The organism is Sporosarcina sp. ZBG7A (genome assembly GCF_000813425.1).
Lineage (GTDB): Bacteria > Bacillota > Bacilli > Bacillales_A > Planococcaceae > Sporosarcina.
The window spans coordinates 14,222-30,578 of record NZ_JWIB01000050.1; the positions used below are offsets into that span (position 1 = coordinate 14,222).

Annotated in this window: 16 protein-coding genes, 1 tRNA gene and 1 other RNA gene; 14 read left to right on the forward strand and 4 right to left on the reverse strand. The window is 39.8% G+C overall.

Going from position 1 to position 16,357, the window contains the following annotated elements:
• Nucleotides 1-68 precede the first annotated feature (68 nt).
• The 7 genes from RL70_RS17955 (at nucleotide 69) to RL70_RS15390 (ending at nucleotide 5,546) form a co-directional block, all read left to right on the forward strand.
• On the forward strand, nucleotides 69-212 hold the full coding sequence (locus RL70_RS17955; RefSeq protein ID WP_156137993.1) for a hypothetical protein: 144 nt from the start codon (nucleotides 69-71) through the stop codon (nucleotides 210-212).
• Between the two features lie 477 nt (nucleotides 213-689).
• Nucleotides 690-1,622, forward strand: a complete 933-nt coding sequence (locus tag RL70_RS15365; RefSeq protein ID WP_039044289.1) for a GNAT family N-acetyltransferase — start codon at nucleotides 690-692, stop codon at nucleotides 1,620-1,622.
• 398 nt (nucleotides 1,623-2,020) lie between these two features.
• Nucleotides 2,021-2,332, forward strand: a complete 312-nt coding sequence (locus RL70_RS15370; RefSeq protein ID WP_039044290.1) for a DUF3784 domain-containing protein — start codon at nucleotides 2,021-2,023, stop codon at nucleotides 2,330-2,332.
• Nucleotides 2,333-2,609: 277 nt separating this feature from the next.
• A complete protein-coding gene (locus RL70_RS15375) occupies nucleotides 2,610-3,116 on the forward strand; it encodes an RNA polymerase sigma factor (protein WP_039044291.1) in 507 nt (168 codons plus the stop codon).
• The gene (locus RL70_RS15380) at nucleotides 3,109-4,050 is read left to right on the forward strand and encodes an anti sigma factor C-terminal domain-containing protein (protein ID WP_039044292.1); all 942 of its coding nucleotides are present in this window, start codon (nucleotides 3,109-3,111) and stop codon (nucleotides 4,048-4,050) included. The genes RL70_RS15375 and RL70_RS15380 overlap by 8 nt, the downstream gene beginning before the upstream one ends.
• A 223-nt stretch (nucleotides 4,051-4,273) precedes the next feature.
• Nucleotides 4,274-4,777 carry a DUF2243 domain-containing protein gene (locus RL70_RS15385; RefSeq protein ID WP_039044293.1) on the forward strand — a complete coding sequence of 168 codons (504 nt, stop codon included), beginning with the start codon at nucleotides 4,274-4,276 and terminating at the stop codon, nucleotides 4,775-4,777.
• A complete protein-coding gene (locus RL70_RS15390; RefSeq protein WP_039044294.1) occupies nucleotides 4,767-5,546 on the forward strand; it encodes a cytochrome c oxidase assembly protein in 780 nt (259 codons plus the stop codon). The genes RL70_RS15385 and RL70_RS15390 overlap by 11 nt, the downstream gene beginning before the upstream one ends.
• Before the next feature lie 371 nt (nucleotides 5,547-5,917).
• Here RL70_RS15390 and RL70_RS15395 read toward each other — a convergent pair whose 3' ends face one another.
• The gene (locus RL70_RS15395) at nucleotides 5,918-7,285 is read right to left on the reverse strand and encodes an aspartate kinase (protein ID WP_039044295.1); all 1,368 of its coding nucleotides are present in this window, start codon (nucleotides 7,283-7,285) and stop codon (nucleotides 5,918-5,920) included.
• Nucleotides 7,286-7,442: 157 nt separating this feature from the next.
• On the opposite strand from RL70_RS15395, the gene RL70_RS15400 reads away from it, so the two are divergent.
• From RL70_RS15400 to RL70_RS15420, 5 genes are all read left to right on the forward strand, one after another.
• Complete coding sequence (locus RL70_RS15400; RefSeq protein WP_039044296.1) at nucleotides 7,443-8,735, forward strand: homoserine dehydrogenase; 1,293 nt, start codon at nucleotides 7,443-7,445, stop codon at nucleotides 8,733-8,735.
• Nucleotides 8,736-8,738: 3 nt separating this feature from the next.
• Nucleotides 8,739-9,797, forward strand: a complete 1,059-nt coding sequence (gene thrC / locus RL70_RS15405; protein ID WP_039044297.1) for a threonine synthase — start codon at nucleotides 8,739-8,741, stop codon at nucleotides 9,795-9,797.
• Complete coding sequence (gene thrB, locus RL70_RS15410; protein WP_039044298.1) at nucleotides 9,798-10,694, forward strand: homoserine kinase; 897 nt, start codon at nucleotides 9,798-9,800, stop codon at nucleotides 10,692-10,694.
• Between the two features lie 283 nt (nucleotides 10,695-10,977).
• Entirely contained in the window at nucleotides 10,978-11,733 is a 756-nt protein-coding gene (locus tag RL70_RS15415; RefSeq protein WP_039044299.1) for a DUF2087 domain-containing protein, read from the forward strand.
• Between the two features lie 23 nt (nucleotides 11,734-11,756).
• Nucleotides 11,757-12,113, forward strand: a complete 357-nt coding sequence (locus tag RL70_RS15420) for a GIY-YIG nuclease family protein (RefSeq protein ID WP_039044300.1) — start codon at nucleotides 11,757-11,759, stop codon at nucleotides 12,111-12,113.
• 172 nt (nucleotides 12,114-12,285) lie between these two features.
• Here RL70_RS15420 and RL70_RS15425 read toward each other — a convergent pair whose 3' ends face one another.
• Both RL70_RS15425 and RL70_RS15430 read right to left on the reverse strand, forming a co-directional pair.
• Nucleotides 12,286-13,467, reverse strand: coding sequence for a hypothetical protein (locus tag RL70_RS15425; RefSeq protein WP_039044301.1), 1,182 nt, complete (start codon nucleotides 13,465-13,467; stop codon nucleotides 12,286-12,288).
• Between the two features lie 65 nt (nucleotides 13,468-13,532).
• Nucleotides 13,533-14,255 (reverse strand): hypothetical protein, encoded by a 723-nt coding sequence (locus tag RL70_RS15430; RefSeq protein WP_039044302.1) that lies wholly within the window; start codon nucleotides 14,253-14,255, stop codon nucleotides 13,533-13,535.
• 480 nt (nucleotides 14,256-14,735) lie between these two features.
• Here RL70_RS15430 and RL70_RS15435 point away from each other — a divergent pair, with 480 nt between their 5' ends.
• Nucleotides 14,736-15,593 carry a helix-turn-helix domain-containing protein gene (locus RL70_RS15435; RefSeq protein ID WP_039044303.1) on the forward strand — a complete coding sequence of 286 codons (858 nt, stop codon included), beginning with the start codon at nucleotides 14,736-14,738 and terminating at the stop codon, nucleotides 15,591-15,593.
• A gap of 187 nt (nucleotides 15,594-15,780) precedes the next feature.
• On the opposite strand, the gene RL70_RS15440 is transcribed toward RL70_RS15435, so the two are convergent.
• A tRNA-Ser gene (locus RL70_RS15440) sits at nucleotides 15,781-15,873 on the reverse strand.
• Nucleotides 15,874-16,000: 127 nt separating this feature from the next.
• On the opposite strand from RL70_RS15440, the gene ffs reads away from it, so the two are divergent.
• Nucleotides 16,001-16,268, forward strand: an RNA gene (gene ffs, locus RL70_RS17675) — signal recognition particle sRNA large type.
• Nucleotides 16,269-16,357: the final 89 nt, after the last annotated feature.

A 16,357-nucleotide genomic window follows, 5' to 3' on the forward strand; every position in this document is an offset into this window, starting at 1 on the left:
CCTTGGGAAACAACGGTATTCTCAATCTCTATTTTTATGTTGGAATTTTATTTTGGATAATAAGCTTGATGCTAGGTATTAAAGGTATTAAAGGTATTAAAACAAAAGAAAGTGGATTCTTCAAGTATGTTGGAATCGGATTGATTTCATTTCTCGTCTTAGGCTATCTCTTGTACGTTGCTATAATGATAACTTACGGCTCCATAGCATAAAAGCAGGTTTTTTAGATTATATATACTCACTATCGGGCGCAATTCTGGAATTAGGATTATGCCGTTAAAGGGCCAGCTAGTTGCATAGAATAATCTAATAAAAAAAGAGGTGTGAAGGTATGAGTGCTGTTGATTTTGGAGTAGATATCATAATCTTTATTATTATCATTTACTTAATCTCAAAAGTCGCCGATTTTATTAAATATACGAAAGCTAAATTAGAAGAAATGGACAAAAAGATAGATGAGATTAGAAAGTACATAGACGACAAGGAATAGGTATCGTAAATAAACGGAAATCTTATTCAATCGGGGGCAATTCTTAAAGAAGAATTTGCACCCTTTTCAGTCATAGGGCCAGTTAAACGCAATAGTTAGGGAGTTTGCTGATATATAAACACCTCTATTGACACACTAATTCGGTGCTATAGAAAAAGACAGATTGAAGAATTAGATTAACGAGAGGGTGCAATAGAAAATGGTTTTTAAAATTATCCCGTTGTCATCTAGCGACTTCACCGAGAACTCAAACAAACTAAGTTCCGAAATAATTAATGAAAACACCCTTAAGTTTCATGAAAAAAAGGCTTCTGAAGATACAATTATGCACAGAGTCGGGATTGCCACAGCAGATGGAAAAATAGTTGGCTTTGGAATGGGAGTGTCTGGGTCTTGGGATCCTATTCTGTTACCTGGCCATTTTGATATTTCGATTCGAGTTGATAAGAATTGGATAAATCAAGGGCTTGGGAGTATGTTATTTGAAAAAGTGACAAGATTTGCAAAAAACAATGGTGGAACCGTGGTGCAATGCGGTATAAGGGAAACAGAGCAAACAAATATTGCATGGTTGGAAGAAAAGGGCTTTACTAAAGTATTTCATACCTTCGAATCGCAACTAGATTTATCAACGTTTAATATAGATCATTATAAAAGTATTTTTGAGGATGTCGAATGGAGTGGTGTAGAGTTCAAATCCTTTGCCGAGTATCCCCAAGACGATAAATGGTTGCAACGTTTTTTCGATTTTTGGTGGGAGTTGGCTATGGATGCTCCCGGAATGGAAGGGAAAACCAGACCGGATTTTGAGGTCCTAAAGAATCAATTCCAGGGGATTGACAGGGAAGGATTCATCTTGGCTATTGAAGAGGACAAATGGATTGCAATGTCGATGATTATCAATGAGTCCAATGAAATCTTTTATAATTCATTAACAGGTGTCCAACGGGGGTATCGAGGAAAAGGAATTGCACTTGCTGTGAAGCTTAAGGCCATTGGTTATGCCAAACAAAAAGGCGCAAAGCTTATTCGAACACATAATGACTCAAATAATATTCCAATGCTAAATATTAACCAAAAGTTAGGATATGAAAAACAAACTGGAATTTATTTTTTTGAAAAGCAAATTTAAACAATTACAATTTTTTTGTTTATAAGCTGTAATGCAAACGAGGACAGTTCATTTGAACGAAATACTGGAGAACGTATACCAACTCTCAGGCGTGGTTTTACTGATCTGTGGCATTTACTATTATTTTCATTTCAAAAAGATCAAGAGAGAAAGAAAACTGACTAAAGTTGAACTTTTCTTCTACGTAGTAACTCGTATTGCATTTTTATTGTTTGCTGTTAGTTCTTTAATAAAGTTTCTAGATAATAGTTATTAAAGAAAAGGGAGCAATTCTGAAATAACGATTATGCCGTTAAAGGGCCATTTTATTGATTAACAATAGCTTTAAAGTGAGTTTTAGTCTTTTGGGTTAGCCAGCAACTTTAGCTAAATATGAAAGAAGGCTAGGTGTTCTATGTATGGATATAGGTCCAGTAATAGCTTGTCTTTTTACTAGTGCCCTGCTTTTCTTATTTAGTTACTTGATATGGAAAAAACAAGAATTCACTCTCATTGCAGGCTTCAATGAGAACACTTTTCGGGGAGATAAAAATAAGTTAGCTAATTCCGTAGGTTTTTTCCTTATGACTAGTGGGGTACTTATTCTTATTTTGCCGTTTGGTATTGGATTAGTAGGATTAATTGCAGGACAAGTGATTTCTATTTTGATTATATTAGGCATTGTTATACTCGTATTTTACATTAATCGACTAAGTAAATCGGTTGCATAATTATGTTTACCGCAATAGGGGGTAATTGTCGTAAAACTAAAATATGTCTTTTCTAAAACAAGTGGGCCACTTTGCAAGTTATTGAATGGATATTTTGGGCTAATGTTATAAAATGATGTGCTATTCTTCGATAAGGAGAGTAGCTCTTTTTATTTCAATGAATGATTTTCAAAAAAAACTAAAAAGGAATCAGTGCAGAAAAAAATTTCACTTTAGTTGTAAACTTTTTTTAGGCAATAGACTCTTTATTAGTGAAGGGCGTTAGAGAGGAGGAGCTATGGATTCACAGTTTTTGTTGGAACTCTATAATGAACAGGCAAAAATGATTTATTTTTATTTAAAGAAGAATGGTTGCAGCCATGAAGATGCGGAAGATATTGTTCAAGAAAGTTATATGAAATATATCGCTTATAGCAGTGGAGTTCCAACCGACAAAGCCCTCTCCTATATTTTCACTATTGCTTTGAATGAATTCAGAAAGAAGTTGAAGAAAAGAGGAAAAGAACATGTGATTATGGTTGATGATCTTCATTTCTGGAGCAACTTTGCGAATGACCAAGACACGGAGTCTAGTGTATTGGATATAGAAATGAAAAAGGAAATCACCCGTACATTGGAGCACATGAAGGAAGTCTATAGACAACTGCTTGTTTTAAAATACGAGCTGGAGCTTAGTTACCAAGAAATTGCTCTTTTATTAGGAATGAAAATAGAAACAGTGAGAACTTATTTATTTCGGGCAAGAAAAGAATTTCAAGAAATGTGGAGGACGTTACATGGATGAATTCACAGAGGATATTTTTGACGAAAAAAAGATAAAAAAGGCGATAAAAAAAGGCAAAAGAAAGACGATTTTAACGATTGTTTTCGTTTCTGTTATTGTATTTGTTAGTCTCAATATAGTTAACTTTGCCACCTATGCCTACTTTAGTCAAAAGGCGTTTAAGCAATGGGATGCATACGTCCGACTTAGTACTCCAAATGGTTATATTAGTGAAACTGTAGATACAAGAGGACTTTTAGGAGGGGAGAGCCAATATAAAGTTTCTAAGGATATGAAAATCAAGTCACTCGTGTTCGAACAAAACCAATACAAATTTGGCGCAATACCTTCTACATCAATTTCAAGAGGAGCTGGTGGCAGTATTGGGATCACTGGAGAGGATTGGCAAATTACGTATAAGGAGAATGGTTGGCGTAATCTAATGTTTTTCCATCCGAATGTTACGTATCAAAGATACAAACATGATGAAGACCTAATTAATCAAATGGGTGGAGATCGAATTTATGAAGTTGCCCTCTCTTTCGACAAGCCATACAAACAGAGTGAACTCCCTTTGTACGAACTACCAGCAATGACTTGGTTTTGGGTGAATACCTATAGCGGTAGCCAACTAGAAACATTCCAGCAAGAGTCGAAAGAAAACGATTGGTCTTCAACTTTTATTAGAGAGAATGAAGCGCTAGGTTTTTCTACAAATTCTCCTGTTTCTTCAACTATTAAATTGGATCATGAATATAAGAGCTTTTTAAATCTCTTGAAAACGAGTGTGTCTCAAGAACATAGAAAGGCCTATGACACTATGAAAAATATAAATAGTGGGGACCTAGAAATTTTAGGAATCGTCATCTATGGTACAAAAGATGAACTGGCAGCCATCATTAAGAATCCTATCATTAAGGCTTCTTCCTTAGGAGGGGTCATTGACAATTATTAACCAGTTGTTGAAACGAATATAATTAGTGGTCTATCCACATATCCATTAATCCCATCATAATTTCGCTTCCTTCCTGATAAAATTACCTATGCCGCGTGAGCTAAACATAGATGTAATCTCCGGTTTCAATTCCCGAGTACGCAGTGGATCGTCCCTACATTCCTACACGGTTTATTAGGATCTTTCCTTGGAAAGACTAAAATAAAAAAGGGGCGGGCTGCGAATGCAGGTAAAGCATGTGACGAACTGGGAAAATCGGAAGGAGTTCCGGACAAGGAATCTATGGGCGGGAATTTTATTCGGCCTGGGGTTTGTGGCGTTTATGGATGAGACGGTGTTTCATCAGCTGCTACATTGGCATAAGTTTTATGATCAATCCACGGTGGCGGTGGGGCTGGTGTCGGACGGGCTGTTTCATGCATTCAGCTGGTTCGCGACAGTAGGCGGCTTATATTTGGCAGCGGATTTGAACAGGCGAGATGCGCTGTGGCATAAGATGTTCTGGGGCGGCAAGCTGATAGGGGGCGGAGCGTTCCAATTGTATGATGGGACGATACAGCATAAAGTTTTGCAGATCCATCAAATCCGCTATGATGTCGATATTATTCCGTATGATCTCGTATGGAACGGAACTGCGGTTATCATGATTGTGGCGGGTCTTCTGCTGGTGCGCTCTGCTGGAAGGGATGCGCGGGATGCCGGGCAGGTGCAACCTCATGTCACATGATTCGTTTTTCGTAGTGACGGATTGGCTATTCGGGATTCCTGCGCTTTTAGGAATCGTGCTGTACCTGTTCGGTGTCTATCGGTCCGATCGGCAGGAACGTCTCCGCAGATGGCCAAGAATCCGGATTGTCTGGTGGATAACGGGCGTGCTCCTCTCAGCGGGTGCGTTGGTCGGTCCGCTTGCTGCATTGTCGCATGAAAACTTTACGTGGCATATGGCGGGGCATTTGCTCCTCGGAATGCTCGGTCCGCTTTTATTGGCACTAGGGGCGCCAGTGACACTGTTGTTGCGTGCGCTTTCTGTTCGGCGGGCGCGGCAGATAAGCCGCTTGCTGAGGAGCCGGCTCGCCGGTTTCTATATTCACCCAATTACAGCTTCCGTGCTGAATATTGGCGGTCTCTGGCTGTTGTATACGACTGGATTGTTTGCAGCGATGCACCATCATTTGTGGCTGTATGTCCTGATCCATATCCATGTGTTTGCCGCGGGCTATCTGTTTACGGTGTCCATGCTGGCGATTGATCCGGTATCGCGTCGGTTCAGTTATGCCTACCGCACGGTTGTTTTCATTCTGGTGCTGGCGGGACATGGAATCCTTTCGAAGTTCCTCTACGCCTATCCACCGGTCGGGGTGTCGATCGAAGAAGCCCGTGCCGGAGCGATGCTGATGTATTATGGCGGGGATGCAGTCGATTTGGTAATTATTGTGTTGCTTTTCAGGGGATGGTATTTGTCGGCTGCGCCTGTCAGGCATCAGATCCTAACATAATTCAAATACGATTCAAAATTGTTTTAGAATTGTTTTTGGACTTAGTACTTTTCTTAAAAGATGCATTCGCAATAGCAACTCAACCAGTAACCGAAGTTCCTAATATGAGAGGCATAACACAAGGCGACCTTTCAGATATTTGTGGTGAGAGATTTTGTTGGCTGGTTGATTTGTTCGGTATATCGTGGCAGCTGGATTTGTCGCATTAAAATAAATTAAATAAAAACACCCGATTTTTGTACAACTCCTAAATACTTCAGAGTTGTGCAGGGCCGGGTGTTTTTATAGTGGTGATCAAGGCTTTAGCTATTATTGTGTTTTTGATTCGCAGTAACAATAAATGAAAAAAGCAATTCGTTCTATTTTATCACTCACACATGTGCAGCGGCCGTTTGAAAAAACTCCTCATACAGCGAACGGAGCACATCTGTTTCATCCTTTTTATGAACCCCGAACACAAGGCTGACCTCGGTCGATCCTTGGTTAATCATTTGAATGCTTGCGCCAGTTTTCGCAATCGCTGTGGCGGCACGGGCCGTTAACCCAGTTGTATCCCGCATACGTTCCCCAACAAGAACAACCATCGAGTAGTCACGACGGAAATACGCATCGTCGGCTTCAAGCTCTTCTTTCACACGGTGTAAAATGCGCGCTTCTTTTTCTTCATTTAAGAACGTATCCCGAATAATGACGGACATGTTATCGATTCCTGAAGGCGTATGCTCGAATGGAATTTCTTCTTCCTCCAAAATCTGAAGGAGTCGTCGACCGAAGCCGATTTCCACGTTCATTAAGTATTTATCGACGAATAGTGTTGAGAATCCGTCATCTGCAGCGATTCCGACAACCGGTTGAGTACCGCACTCCCGCTCTTTCACAATCATCGTGCCACGAGCACTCGGATTATTTGTATTTTTGATGCACACCGGAATGGAGTGCAAAAACGCAGGACGCAATGCCTCGTCGTGGAATACGGTGAAGCCTGCGTATGAAAGCTCGCGCATTTCACGGTACGTCATCGTGTGGATTGCACGCGGTTGGTCGACGACGGTAGGATTGGCGGAAAACACCGAATCGACATCGGTGAAGTTCTCATACAGTTCAGCCCTGGTTGCTGCAGCGAGCAGGGAACCCGTGATATCTGAACCGCCACGATTGAATGTACGGAGTGTTCCGTCTTTTGTGTAGCCAAAGAATCCCGGGAACACGACAATGCCTGATCGATTCCGTAATTCAGCAAGGAGTTCCTCACCTTCAGGAAGCGCCTGCACTCGTTGAGGACGTTCATTGACCAGCAGGCCGCCTTCTTTCGGACAGACATACGTTGCTTCCATGCCGATGGACTGCAAGTACGCAGCAATGAGTTTCGCATTGTTGTCTTCACCGGACGCTTTTAGGCTATCCATAAAAAGAATTGGATCTTCTTTGTCGAGAGAGAGTCGTTCACGCAAGTCTTTTTCAATTACAGAGTTCATCGTTCCATCTAGACCTAGCTCTTTTGCAATCTCTTCGTAGCGTGCAAGGACTTGTCGGAGTTCAGACTCTGCGTCTTGCCCTATCAGTGCTTTTTCTGCCAGGAGAATGAGCAGATCCGTCACTTTAGTGTCTTCACTGTGTCGTTTACCGGGTGCGGAAACAACAATAATTTTTCGGGATGAATCGGAAAGGATAATGTTTGCTACTTTTTTGATTTGTTGAGCCGATGCAACAGACGTTCCGCCAAATTTACAAACTTTCATTTCACCAGATCCAATCTTTAATTAATTATGACTTGTGTGATATATTGAATAACAATACCACGATAGGGTTGTCCTGTGAAGACTTTATCTTTATACTGTCTTTATGGTGAGGACAAATGTTGTTACATAGTGTACATATAGCGAGGGGAATCGTCAAATGAGAAAAGAAATCGGAATTGGCTTACTAGGTTTCGGGATTGTCGGAAGTGGCGTTGCAAAGATTTTACACAATCATCGTGATGACTTGCAGCATAAGCTCGGTGTACCTGTACGCATTAAGCGTGTGTTGATAAAAAATAAAGAAAAAGAACGGAAAACCGAATTACCGAAAGAAGCATTCACGGATCAGTTGGATGACTTGCTGAATGACGAAGCGATCGATATCATCGTCGAGGTGTTTGGTGGTACTGACGATGCGAAAACAGCTATTGAACGTTCTCTAAAAGCAGGAAAAGGCGTTGTCACAGCCAATAAAGATGTGATGGCGGTATATGGGAAAGAATTACTTGCGTTAGCAGACGAAAACAGTTGTGATCTGTTTTACGAAGCGAGTGTAGGTGGTGGCATTCCACTAATCCGTACACTTGAGGATGGCTTAGCATCTGATCGGATATCGTCACTTCTAGGCATCGTAAACGGGACAACGAACTTCATCCTTACCAAGATGAAGGAAGAAAAGAAGACGTATGAGGATGCACTCGCTGAAGCAACAGCACTTGGCTATGCAGAAGCGGATCCCTCTGCGGATGTAGACGGTATTGACGCTGCGCGTAAGATGGCAATCCTCGCATCACTTTCGTTTTCTTCTGAAGTGCAGCTCGATGATGTTTTCGTGCGAGGCATGAGTGTCATTGAAGATGGAGATATGGAGCTTGCAGAGCAATTCGGGTATACCATTAAGATGGCAGGATCTGCGAAGAAGGATGAAAACGGTATTGAAGTGGCGGTTGAACCTGTTTTCGTGAAAAATGAACATCCTCTTGCTTCTGTTAACAACGAGTTCAACGCTGTGTATGTTTACGGAGATGCAGTCGGGGAAACGATGTTTTATGGACCTGGTGCAGGTTCGTTGCCGACTGCAACGTCTGTCACGTCGGATATCGTAGCGGCTTGCCGCAATCTATTGCTCGGGGTGAATGGCAAACGAATTCATTCCTTCCAATATGAGCGCAAAGTGAAGTCGGATGATCAGAAGTTTGCAAGCTATTTCCATCGAATTTCCGTCCAGGATGAAGTCGGTGTGCTGTCCCGCTTGTCTTCTATATACAGCCATAACAAAGCGAGCTTAGCAACGGTGATTCAACATGCGGATCCGAAGCGCGAAGATGCGGATTTAATCTTCATTACACATGCGATATCCAGAGACCAACATTTGAAAGTCATTGAAGAATTGAAAGTGGCACCAGAAGTAAATTGCGTACTAAGCCACTATCGAGTAGAGGGGGACTGACCGATGAGACGATGGAATGGACTAATTGACGAATATCGGGAATGGCTTCCTGTAACGGAGCAAACACCCGATCTAACACTACAAGAAGGTAATACACCACTCATTCACTTGAAAAACTTATCTGAACAGTGGGGTGTGAATTTATATGTGAAAACGGAAGGTGCCAATCCGACGGGATCATTTAAAGACCGCGGGATGGTAATGGCCGTTGCAAAAGCGAAAGAAGAAGGAAAAACAACACTTATTTGTGCGTCAACAGGCAATACCTCTGCATCAGCAGCCGCTTACGGTGCACGCGCAGGAATGCGTACAATTGTCGTTATTCCGGAAGGTCGGATTGCGCTTGGGAAATTAGCGCAGGCGAAGATGTATGGCGCTGAAATCCTTGAAATCGAAGGAAACTTTGACGAAGCGTTGCAAATGGTACGAGAAGCTGGCGGAGGCGACATCGCCCTTGTAAATTCGGTCAATCCGTACCGGTTGGAAGGTCAAAAAACAATTGCCTTTGAAACAATTGAACAACTCGGATGCGTTCCAGACATTTTTGCGTTGCCTGTTGGAAACGCCGGCAATATTTCAGCTGCTTGGAAAGGTTTTACGGAGTACGCGGAGAAAAAAGGTGGAGACAAGCCAAAATTACTAGGCGTGCAAGCAGATGGTGCAGCACCGATTGTTTACGGGCGCATTTTTGAGGAGCCCGAAACAGTAGCGACTGCCATTCGAATCGGTAATCCAGCGAGCTGGCACTTAGCAGAAACAGCCTTGTCGGAATCAGGCGGTCATATTTTATCGGTAACAGATGAAGAGATTCTAGAAGCGTATAGCCTGCTTGCTGCAACCGACGGTGTGTTTGCTGAGCCGGCTTCGTGTGCGACAATTGCAGGACTGAAAAAGCGCATAGAATCGGGAGAAATCAAGAAAGGAACAACGATTGTAGGAGTCTTGACCGGGAATGGGTTAAAAGATCCTGAAACCGCAATTCGAGTCAATGATGGGAAGCCATTCATGACACGTGAGGAATTCGAAGCATTCGCAGCGGACTTGCAAAAGGAGGCGAAGTAAATGGGCAATACTCCATTTACCGTGACTGTTCCTGCAACGACTGCAAACCTTGGGCCAGGCTTTGATAGTATAGGCATTGCGCTGTCGTTATATATGACGGTGAAAGTAGAACCTGCAGATCGATGGATGGTCGTCTATGAAGACGAAGGGATGCAGGGAATTCCAACTGATGAAGACAATCTAATCGTCCAGACTATCGGAAAAGTAGTACGTCGCGCAGGACGTGACATGATTCCATGTACACTACGCGTGAAGTCCGATATCCCTTTAGGCAAAGGATTGGGTAGTAGTGCCGCAGCGATTGCCGCAGGAATTGAAATCGCTGACCAGCTACATGATCTTAAGATGAATCAGAAAGAAAAAATGTGGTTTGGTGTCGATATCGAAGGTCATGCCGATAACGTGACAGCGGCGATTGCTGGAGGCGTGACGATCTCTTTTTACGATCATAAGTCATTGGAAGTCATGAAGTTCGACTCCCCTCCCATTGGAGGCGTAGTACTGGTACCTCCCGTCGAGCTGAAAACCGATCACTCCCGTGGGCTCCTCCCGCGTCAATTGGACCACAAAAAAGCAACAGAAGGAAGCGCTGCAAGTAGTCTTATGGCAGCAGCCCTTGCAAAGGGGGAATGGTCGCTCGTCGGACGCATGATGGATCGCGACATCTTCCATGAACCCTATCGGAAAAAGATGTTTCCTGATTTCGATGCAGTCCGTGAAGCGAGTCACGCACATGGCGCATATGGCATGACGCTGAGCGGCGCAGGTCCATCACTGTTTGTTGCTGTGCATTCAGGCCGTGAAGAAGAGGCAGCACGTGTATTGGGAGAGAAATTCCCTTATTATACATGTATCGCCGTCACACCTGTTGCAGAAGGTGCAACGGTAAGTAACTAATCATGAAAACAGAGGTCACATTTGCTTTATGCATAGGTGACCTCTGTTTTTTTGTGTTCAATAACTTTCTTATTAAAAATAAATCTGTTTGTATATCAATTATTTATTCGTCTTAAGTTACCAACGAAAAATCACTTTGTTGGCCAATGAATAAATTATGTATTGATATGTTTGTTTTTCTGTTTGACACAACTGAGAAAAAAGAATAGTATTCAAGGTATCAAGCAAACAATATATTTAACTGTTTGCTTAAAATTGAACAATGAAGAGGGGCGTTTGTATAATGGAAAACTCGGATTTATTTTGGAATGCCTCATTAACTGAAATGAAAAATGGATATTTTGAAGACCAACATTCCTATACGTGTTTGCTATGTAGTGAACGAATTGATAAAGGAATTGTCTATCCTGATGGAAATACACTTTATGAAGCGGAGCGGTACATGCGTCTCCATATCGAAAATGAGCATCACTCGGTATTTGATTACCTAATTGGAATGGAGAAAAGGCTTACGGGTCTCACTGATCATCAAAATCAGTTATTGCGCCTTTTTTATGAAGGCAAAGGGGATAAAGAAGTTCAGCATGAAATGGGGATCGGGAGCGTCTCTACGGTACGACATCATCGATTTGCATTAAAAGAGAAAGAACGGCAAGCAAAGATCTTTTTGACGATGATGGAACTGCTGAAAGAAAAAGATGACCATACACCGGCCTTCATACCTCCGCATAAAACGGCTAAGATGATTGACGATCGGTATGCGATTACTGAAGTGGAGCAGCAGGAGATCCTTAAGAAATTTTTACCTGATGGTATGAGTGGCGGGCTAACGAAATTTCCTCCTAAAGAAAAACAACGATTGGTTGTCATTAGGGAAATTGCAAACTCGATTGACAGTCAAACAACCTATTCAGAAAAAGAACTTAATGAGCTATTAAAAGAAATTCATGACGACTATGTCTTAATCAGAAGATATTTAATCGAATATGGATTTTTGGATCGAACTGCAGATGGAAGCGAGTATTGGCTGAAGAACTAACAATGGAAAGTGAGTGACAAGATATGGAACGTAAAAAAGAGCTGAAGCAACAATACAAAGAAACCGCTATTGAAGCGGGAATTTATCAAATCAAGAATACAGCGAACGAAAAAGTCTTTGTAGGAAGTACTAAAAACTTCAAAACACTCAATGGGGTGAAGTTTCAATTAGAAACAAATACTCACACGAACAAACAGCTTCAACAAGAGTGGGACCATTTTGGAAAAGATGTGTTCAATTTTGATATATTAGAGAAACTGAAAAAGAAAGAGGATCCCTATTTCAACGAGAAAGAGGCACTGTTGGAACTGGAGACGAAGTGGTTAGACCAACTTCAACCTTACGGAGAGCGTGGATATAACAAGAAAAAACCCCTTTGACACAGGGCTCGCCAACTATAAAAAGCTGTCCATGATTAGGATTTCCTTGTCAATGGACAGCTTTTTGGGTTATAGAATTATAAGTGAGGTGCATTACTGTGTATTTTGCGGTGGGGACTTCAGAAGAAGCTAAAGAAGCCTTATAGGCAACCAACTGTAGCAGATGTATTATTTACTTTAATATTTTCAAGTCATATGAGTAAACTTTTTTGTTTTGGGATTCTTTTATGATTGTATCAAGACCATGGATATCAATAGAATCCGTTAAAATCCCTTTCTCCAGTGAATAAGATTCTAAATAGTATTGTTCCTTTTTATCTGGGCTATATCTCAATACATATAGATTTCCTTCCTTAAAGTATGTTTCTTCATTGTGGCGAACTTTAGAGTTACTGACTTTATTAAGACTAAATGCTTTTGATACAGCAGTTGAATTTATATTAAAAGAATATATTTCACCTAATCCGTTAGCATAATATAATTTGTTGTTATGGATTGTTGCAGAGTTTTTATAATTATAAGGAATAGTAGCTGTTAAATCTACATTACTGTAGTCAATAAATTCAAATGTATCTTGCTCCATGGTTTTTTTATTAATTCTATAAAGCGATACTGTTTCATTAGTATCATTAATAATTGTAGATAAAATTAAATAATAATAGTTTTCATCGGATAAGATTGGTGCGAGAACTTGCATATTTTCAGTAGACTCGGATTGGATAGTAGTTATATCAGTAATCTTAAGTTCCTCATCAAATGTTACTTCCTTTAATTCATATTTATTTGTTTCAAAATCTTGAGTGAGTATATGAACTGAGTTTTCAGTAGTACCAGATGCAACGATATAATAAGGTATACTATCTACATTGAAACCTTTAGAATCGCCATATCGAACATCTGAACTGTATCCATCTTCTACGAACCCACTGTTATATATACTGAAGAATAATTCTTTTTCTGATAGATAACCAGTTCTTTCACCTGTATATTGTGGAGTGTCCATTTTAAATTTTTTAATAGTGTCGCTTATAATATTTATGTTATTTTTATCTTCTAAAAGTATCTGATCTTTGCCTACAGCGACGCTTCCTAGTTCAAGTCCTTTCATAGCAAGTGCTTGAACTGAATCATCATCCTGTACAAAAACGCCATAACTTAATCCTTTATTATCAATATCCTGGTCAGCTGTTGTTGATAAATAAATGATTGCTTTAGTGTTCTTTAATAATTCCTTTTCAGAAATTTCATCTGTTGAAAGTAACGAAGTATCAGGGATATTTTTTTCTTTTGAAAGACTAATGACTAAAATAGCGATAAATAATAAGACGGCACCTATTAATATACTTTTCTTCATAGTCAGTACCTCCAGATTAACAAATAAGACCGTCTCAAATTATTTAGACGGTCTTGTTTGAAAGATTAAATGTTTCTTACTAGAGCAGTACCCTTGGCATCTCTAACATCACGTGGGTAAACACCTAATCCACCGTCTACATCTAAATCTAACGAGCCATATAGTTTATAAGCAGACCAAATTAATTTGGAGCAGTTTTTAGCTCCAGTATGACTCGTCGAACGATTTGTAGCAAAATTATAAGAATATGATTGTCCAACCTGAGTATTCGCCCAGTTTGCAGCGTTATTACGATTTGTAGTAGATGTTGTGACCGATTTAACCATAGCTCCAGAGCTATCTACTTTACGTGCAGTAGTTGAAATTGTTCGAACGCCAGCAGAAGGAACAGACTCTACAATTGTTGTTGAAGAAAAGTACATACCAACATGACCATGATCTAAATAAGCAGTTTGTGAAGGTGTGTAATAGAAGTTTCCTTTTGTACTAGAACCCACACTTACAGTTCCCCCAGAACCTCCATAAATAGACATATCAGAGCGGGCTAATTTCTCCTCTTTACCCTTGTCTTGATCATTTTTTAGCTCCGTATAAATTTGCTCAATAATACTTTGTTCTGACTGTCCTGTATTAGATGCAATCATTCGAACATCCTGTAGCAATTCTCGTTTCGAGATATCAGGCTGTAGTTTTAAAATTTCATTTAGACTAGAACTAGCTTCTGCAGAACCTGCTTGGGTAAATAACATAGTTGTTGTTAAAGACAGGGCTAAAATAGTTTTTTTCATGCTTAAAACTCCCTTATATTTATTTGTATTCGCCTTGGCTCTAGATAACAAATAAAATATTACTTTTACAACTTCCAATTCCTTAGTTACGTACTCAATAGAAATTTTGCAACAGTGGTATTTTAAAGTGTCCGACAAATGATATCTAATTTACGTGTTCGGTTCTTCTTTGTAAATACGTTGAAAAAACGGTTTAAGTAATCGTAATATTCAGTCTTTTACTTGTGTAATGTATCCAAAATAAGCATTTAAAATAGGAAAGGTACTATTTTAAGGATCATTTACAAGGGTTTTGTACTTTTGTTTCGAAGATATTAACCACCACCAATAAACCATATATCTAACATCGAAATAATTAAATCTAACATGGTTGGCACCTCCTGTCTTTGTAAAAATATTTCCACTCTATGTAATAATACTTTTATTAGGATAGAAAGGTTTTAAAAAAGTCGCAAATGACTATTATGGGAGGGATAATAGATGCAGACAAACATAGGCTCAACTATTAAAAAGATTAGAAGTGATAAAGATTTTTCACAGAAATATGTAGTAGATGGAGTAATGACGCAAAGTGCTTATTCGAAATTCGAGTTAAATAAAACAGATATTACTTACTCGTCTTTAGCTAATATACTTGAAAATCTAGAAGTAACATTTGAAGAAGTCTTATATATTCAAAATGGTTTCAAGCATACTGAAAAAGATGCGATATTCAAGAAATTTATTTCAACTTCTTACAATAATGAAGAAAATATAAAAGAGCTATTTAATATGGCAGTAAGCTATTTACACAAAAAAGACGACCAATTAATTACTGATATTAAGTCTTTATGCGAGGCTTTTTTAATACTCCTATACACTGCTGATACAAGAATTCTTCAAACAACTGTCTCAAGTGTATGGAGAAGACTTTCAGATGGAAATCAGTTTTACTTTTCGGATTTATACTTATTAAATTCGATTTTTTATTTTTTTCCACTTGAAACAATGCTTGAAATAAAAAAATTAGCATTTAAAAGTATTGAACGGTACGGGGATTTTCAAAACATACAGCGTTTAAAAATAAACTTCTGTGTAAATATTTCGCTAATGCTAATTAAAGAAAAATGCTATGTAGAGGCATTGGAAGAGATCGAAACAGCTATTCTATTATCAAAAAAACAAAAGGCGTATTTACAATTAGCGGTTTGTTATGTACGTAAAGGTATATGTTTAAACTGCTTAGATAATAACGGATTCCCATGGGTTCAAAAGGGAATCGAACTACTAACTGTTTTAGAAGAACATGAGCTATTACAAATGGCAACAGTCGAAATTAATCTATATTCAGAAGTTTAATAATGTAAACTGGACACCCTGGCGTTTTCAAGGAGGACGAGATTATCATCTCGCACAAGTATGGATTATTTATCCTGAAAAGCAAGGGCGTATTTGGTTATCTACAAAACAAAAAAGCTGTCCACGATCAGGTTTCCCTTTTCGGCGGACAGCTTTTTTCTATATGTTTAGATCTAAAAATTATGTATGGAGGAGGTAGAGGGATTCGAACCCCCGCGGGTTTTGACACCCCTGTCGGTTTTCAAGACCGATCCCTTCAGCCGAACTTGGGTATACCTCCGTGTTAGACAAGTAATAATATATCAGGCATCAGAAAAGAAGTCAACAATTTTCATTGAAAAATTTATCGCGGAATACAAATAGGTGAAAGTTGATTTTTTTACGGGCTACTCGTATAATAAAAGTTGCCGTGCTAGGTGGGGAGGTAGCGGTGCCCTATAACTTGCAATCCGCTCTAGCAAGACTGAATCCCTTTCCTGAGGCCGTCCGTATTGTAGGGTCTGCCTTTTGCACGTAGTGTTGACATTTGGGTCCCGCGCAATGGGAACCCATGAACCATGTCAGGTCCGGAAGGAAGCAGCATTAAGTGGAATTTCTCATGTGCCGCGGGGTCGCCTAAATCGAGCCAACGACAAGAGTAACGCTTATGTGCGGCGGTCGAAGGAAGGTGCACGGCGTACATAGCAAAGCCTCTCATCCTGATGTGGATGAGAGGCTTTTGCATGTTTTTAAGCAGATTTTTTCGGTTCTATAATATTTGTTGG

Bases quoted from the DNA above. Each gene is read 5' to 3' on its own strand.
- RL70_RS15375 (WP_039044291.1), top strand. From the start codon at position 2,610: ATGGATTCACAGTTTTTGTTGGAACTCTATAATGAACAGGCAAAAATG.
- RL70_RS15365 (WP_039044289.1), top strand. From the start codon at position 690: ATGGTTTTTAAAATTATCCCGTTGTCATCTAGCGACTTCACCGAGAAC.
- RL70_RS15370 (WP_039044290.1), top strand. From the start codon at position 2,021: ATGGATATAGGTCCAGTAATAGCTTGTCTTTTTACTAGTGCCCTGCTT.
- RL70_RS15400 (WP_039044296.1), top strand. From the start codon at position 7,443: ATGAGAAAAGAAATCGGAATTGGCTTACTAGGTTTCGGGATTGTCGGA.
- RL70_RS15435 (WP_039044303.1), top strand. From the start codon at position 14,736: ATGCAGACAAACATAGGCTCAACTATTAAAAAGATTAGAAGTGATAAA.
- RL70_RS15430 (WP_039044302.1), bottom strand. From the start codon at position 14,255: ATGAAAAAAACTATTTTAGCCCTGTCTTTAACAACAACTATGTTATTT.
- RL70_RS15415 (WP_039044299.1), top strand. From the start codon at position 10,978: ATGGAAAACTCGGATTTATTTTGGAATGCCTCATTAACTGAAATGAAA.
- RL70_RS15380 (WP_039044292.1), top strand. From the start codon at position 3,109: ATGGATGAATTCACAGAGGATATTTTTGACGAAAAAAAGATAAAAAAG.
- RL70_RS17955 (WP_156137993.1), top strand. From the start codon at position 69: ATGCTAGGTATTAAAGGTATTAAAGGTATTAAAACAAAAGAAAGTGGA.
- RL70_RS15420 (WP_039044300.1), top strand. From the start codon at position 11,757: ATGGAACGTAAAAAAGAGCTGAAGCAACAATACAAAGAAACCGCTATT.
- thrB (WP_039044298.1), top strand. From the start codon at position 9,798: ATGGGCAATACTCCATTTACCGTGACTGTTCCTGCAACGACTGCAAAC.
- thrC (WP_039044297.1), top strand. From the start codon at position 8,739: ATGAGACGATGGAATGGACTAATTGACGAATATCGGGAATGGCTTCCT.
- RL70_RS15395 (WP_039044295.1), bottom strand. From the start codon at position 7,285: ATGAAAGTTTGTAAATTTGGCGGAACGTCTGTTGCATCGGCTCAACAA.
- RL70_RS15385 (WP_039044293.1), top strand. From the start codon at position 4,274: ATGCAGGTAAAGCATGTGACGAACTGGGAAAATCGGAAGGAGTTCCGG.
- RL70_RS15425 (WP_039044301.1), bottom strand. From the start codon at position 13,467: ATGAAGAAAAGTATATTAATAGGTGCCGTCTTATTATTTATCGCTATT.
- RL70_RS15390 (WP_039044294.1), top strand. From the start codon at position 4,767: ATGTCACATGATTCGTTTTTCGTAGTGACGGATTGGCTATTCGGGATT.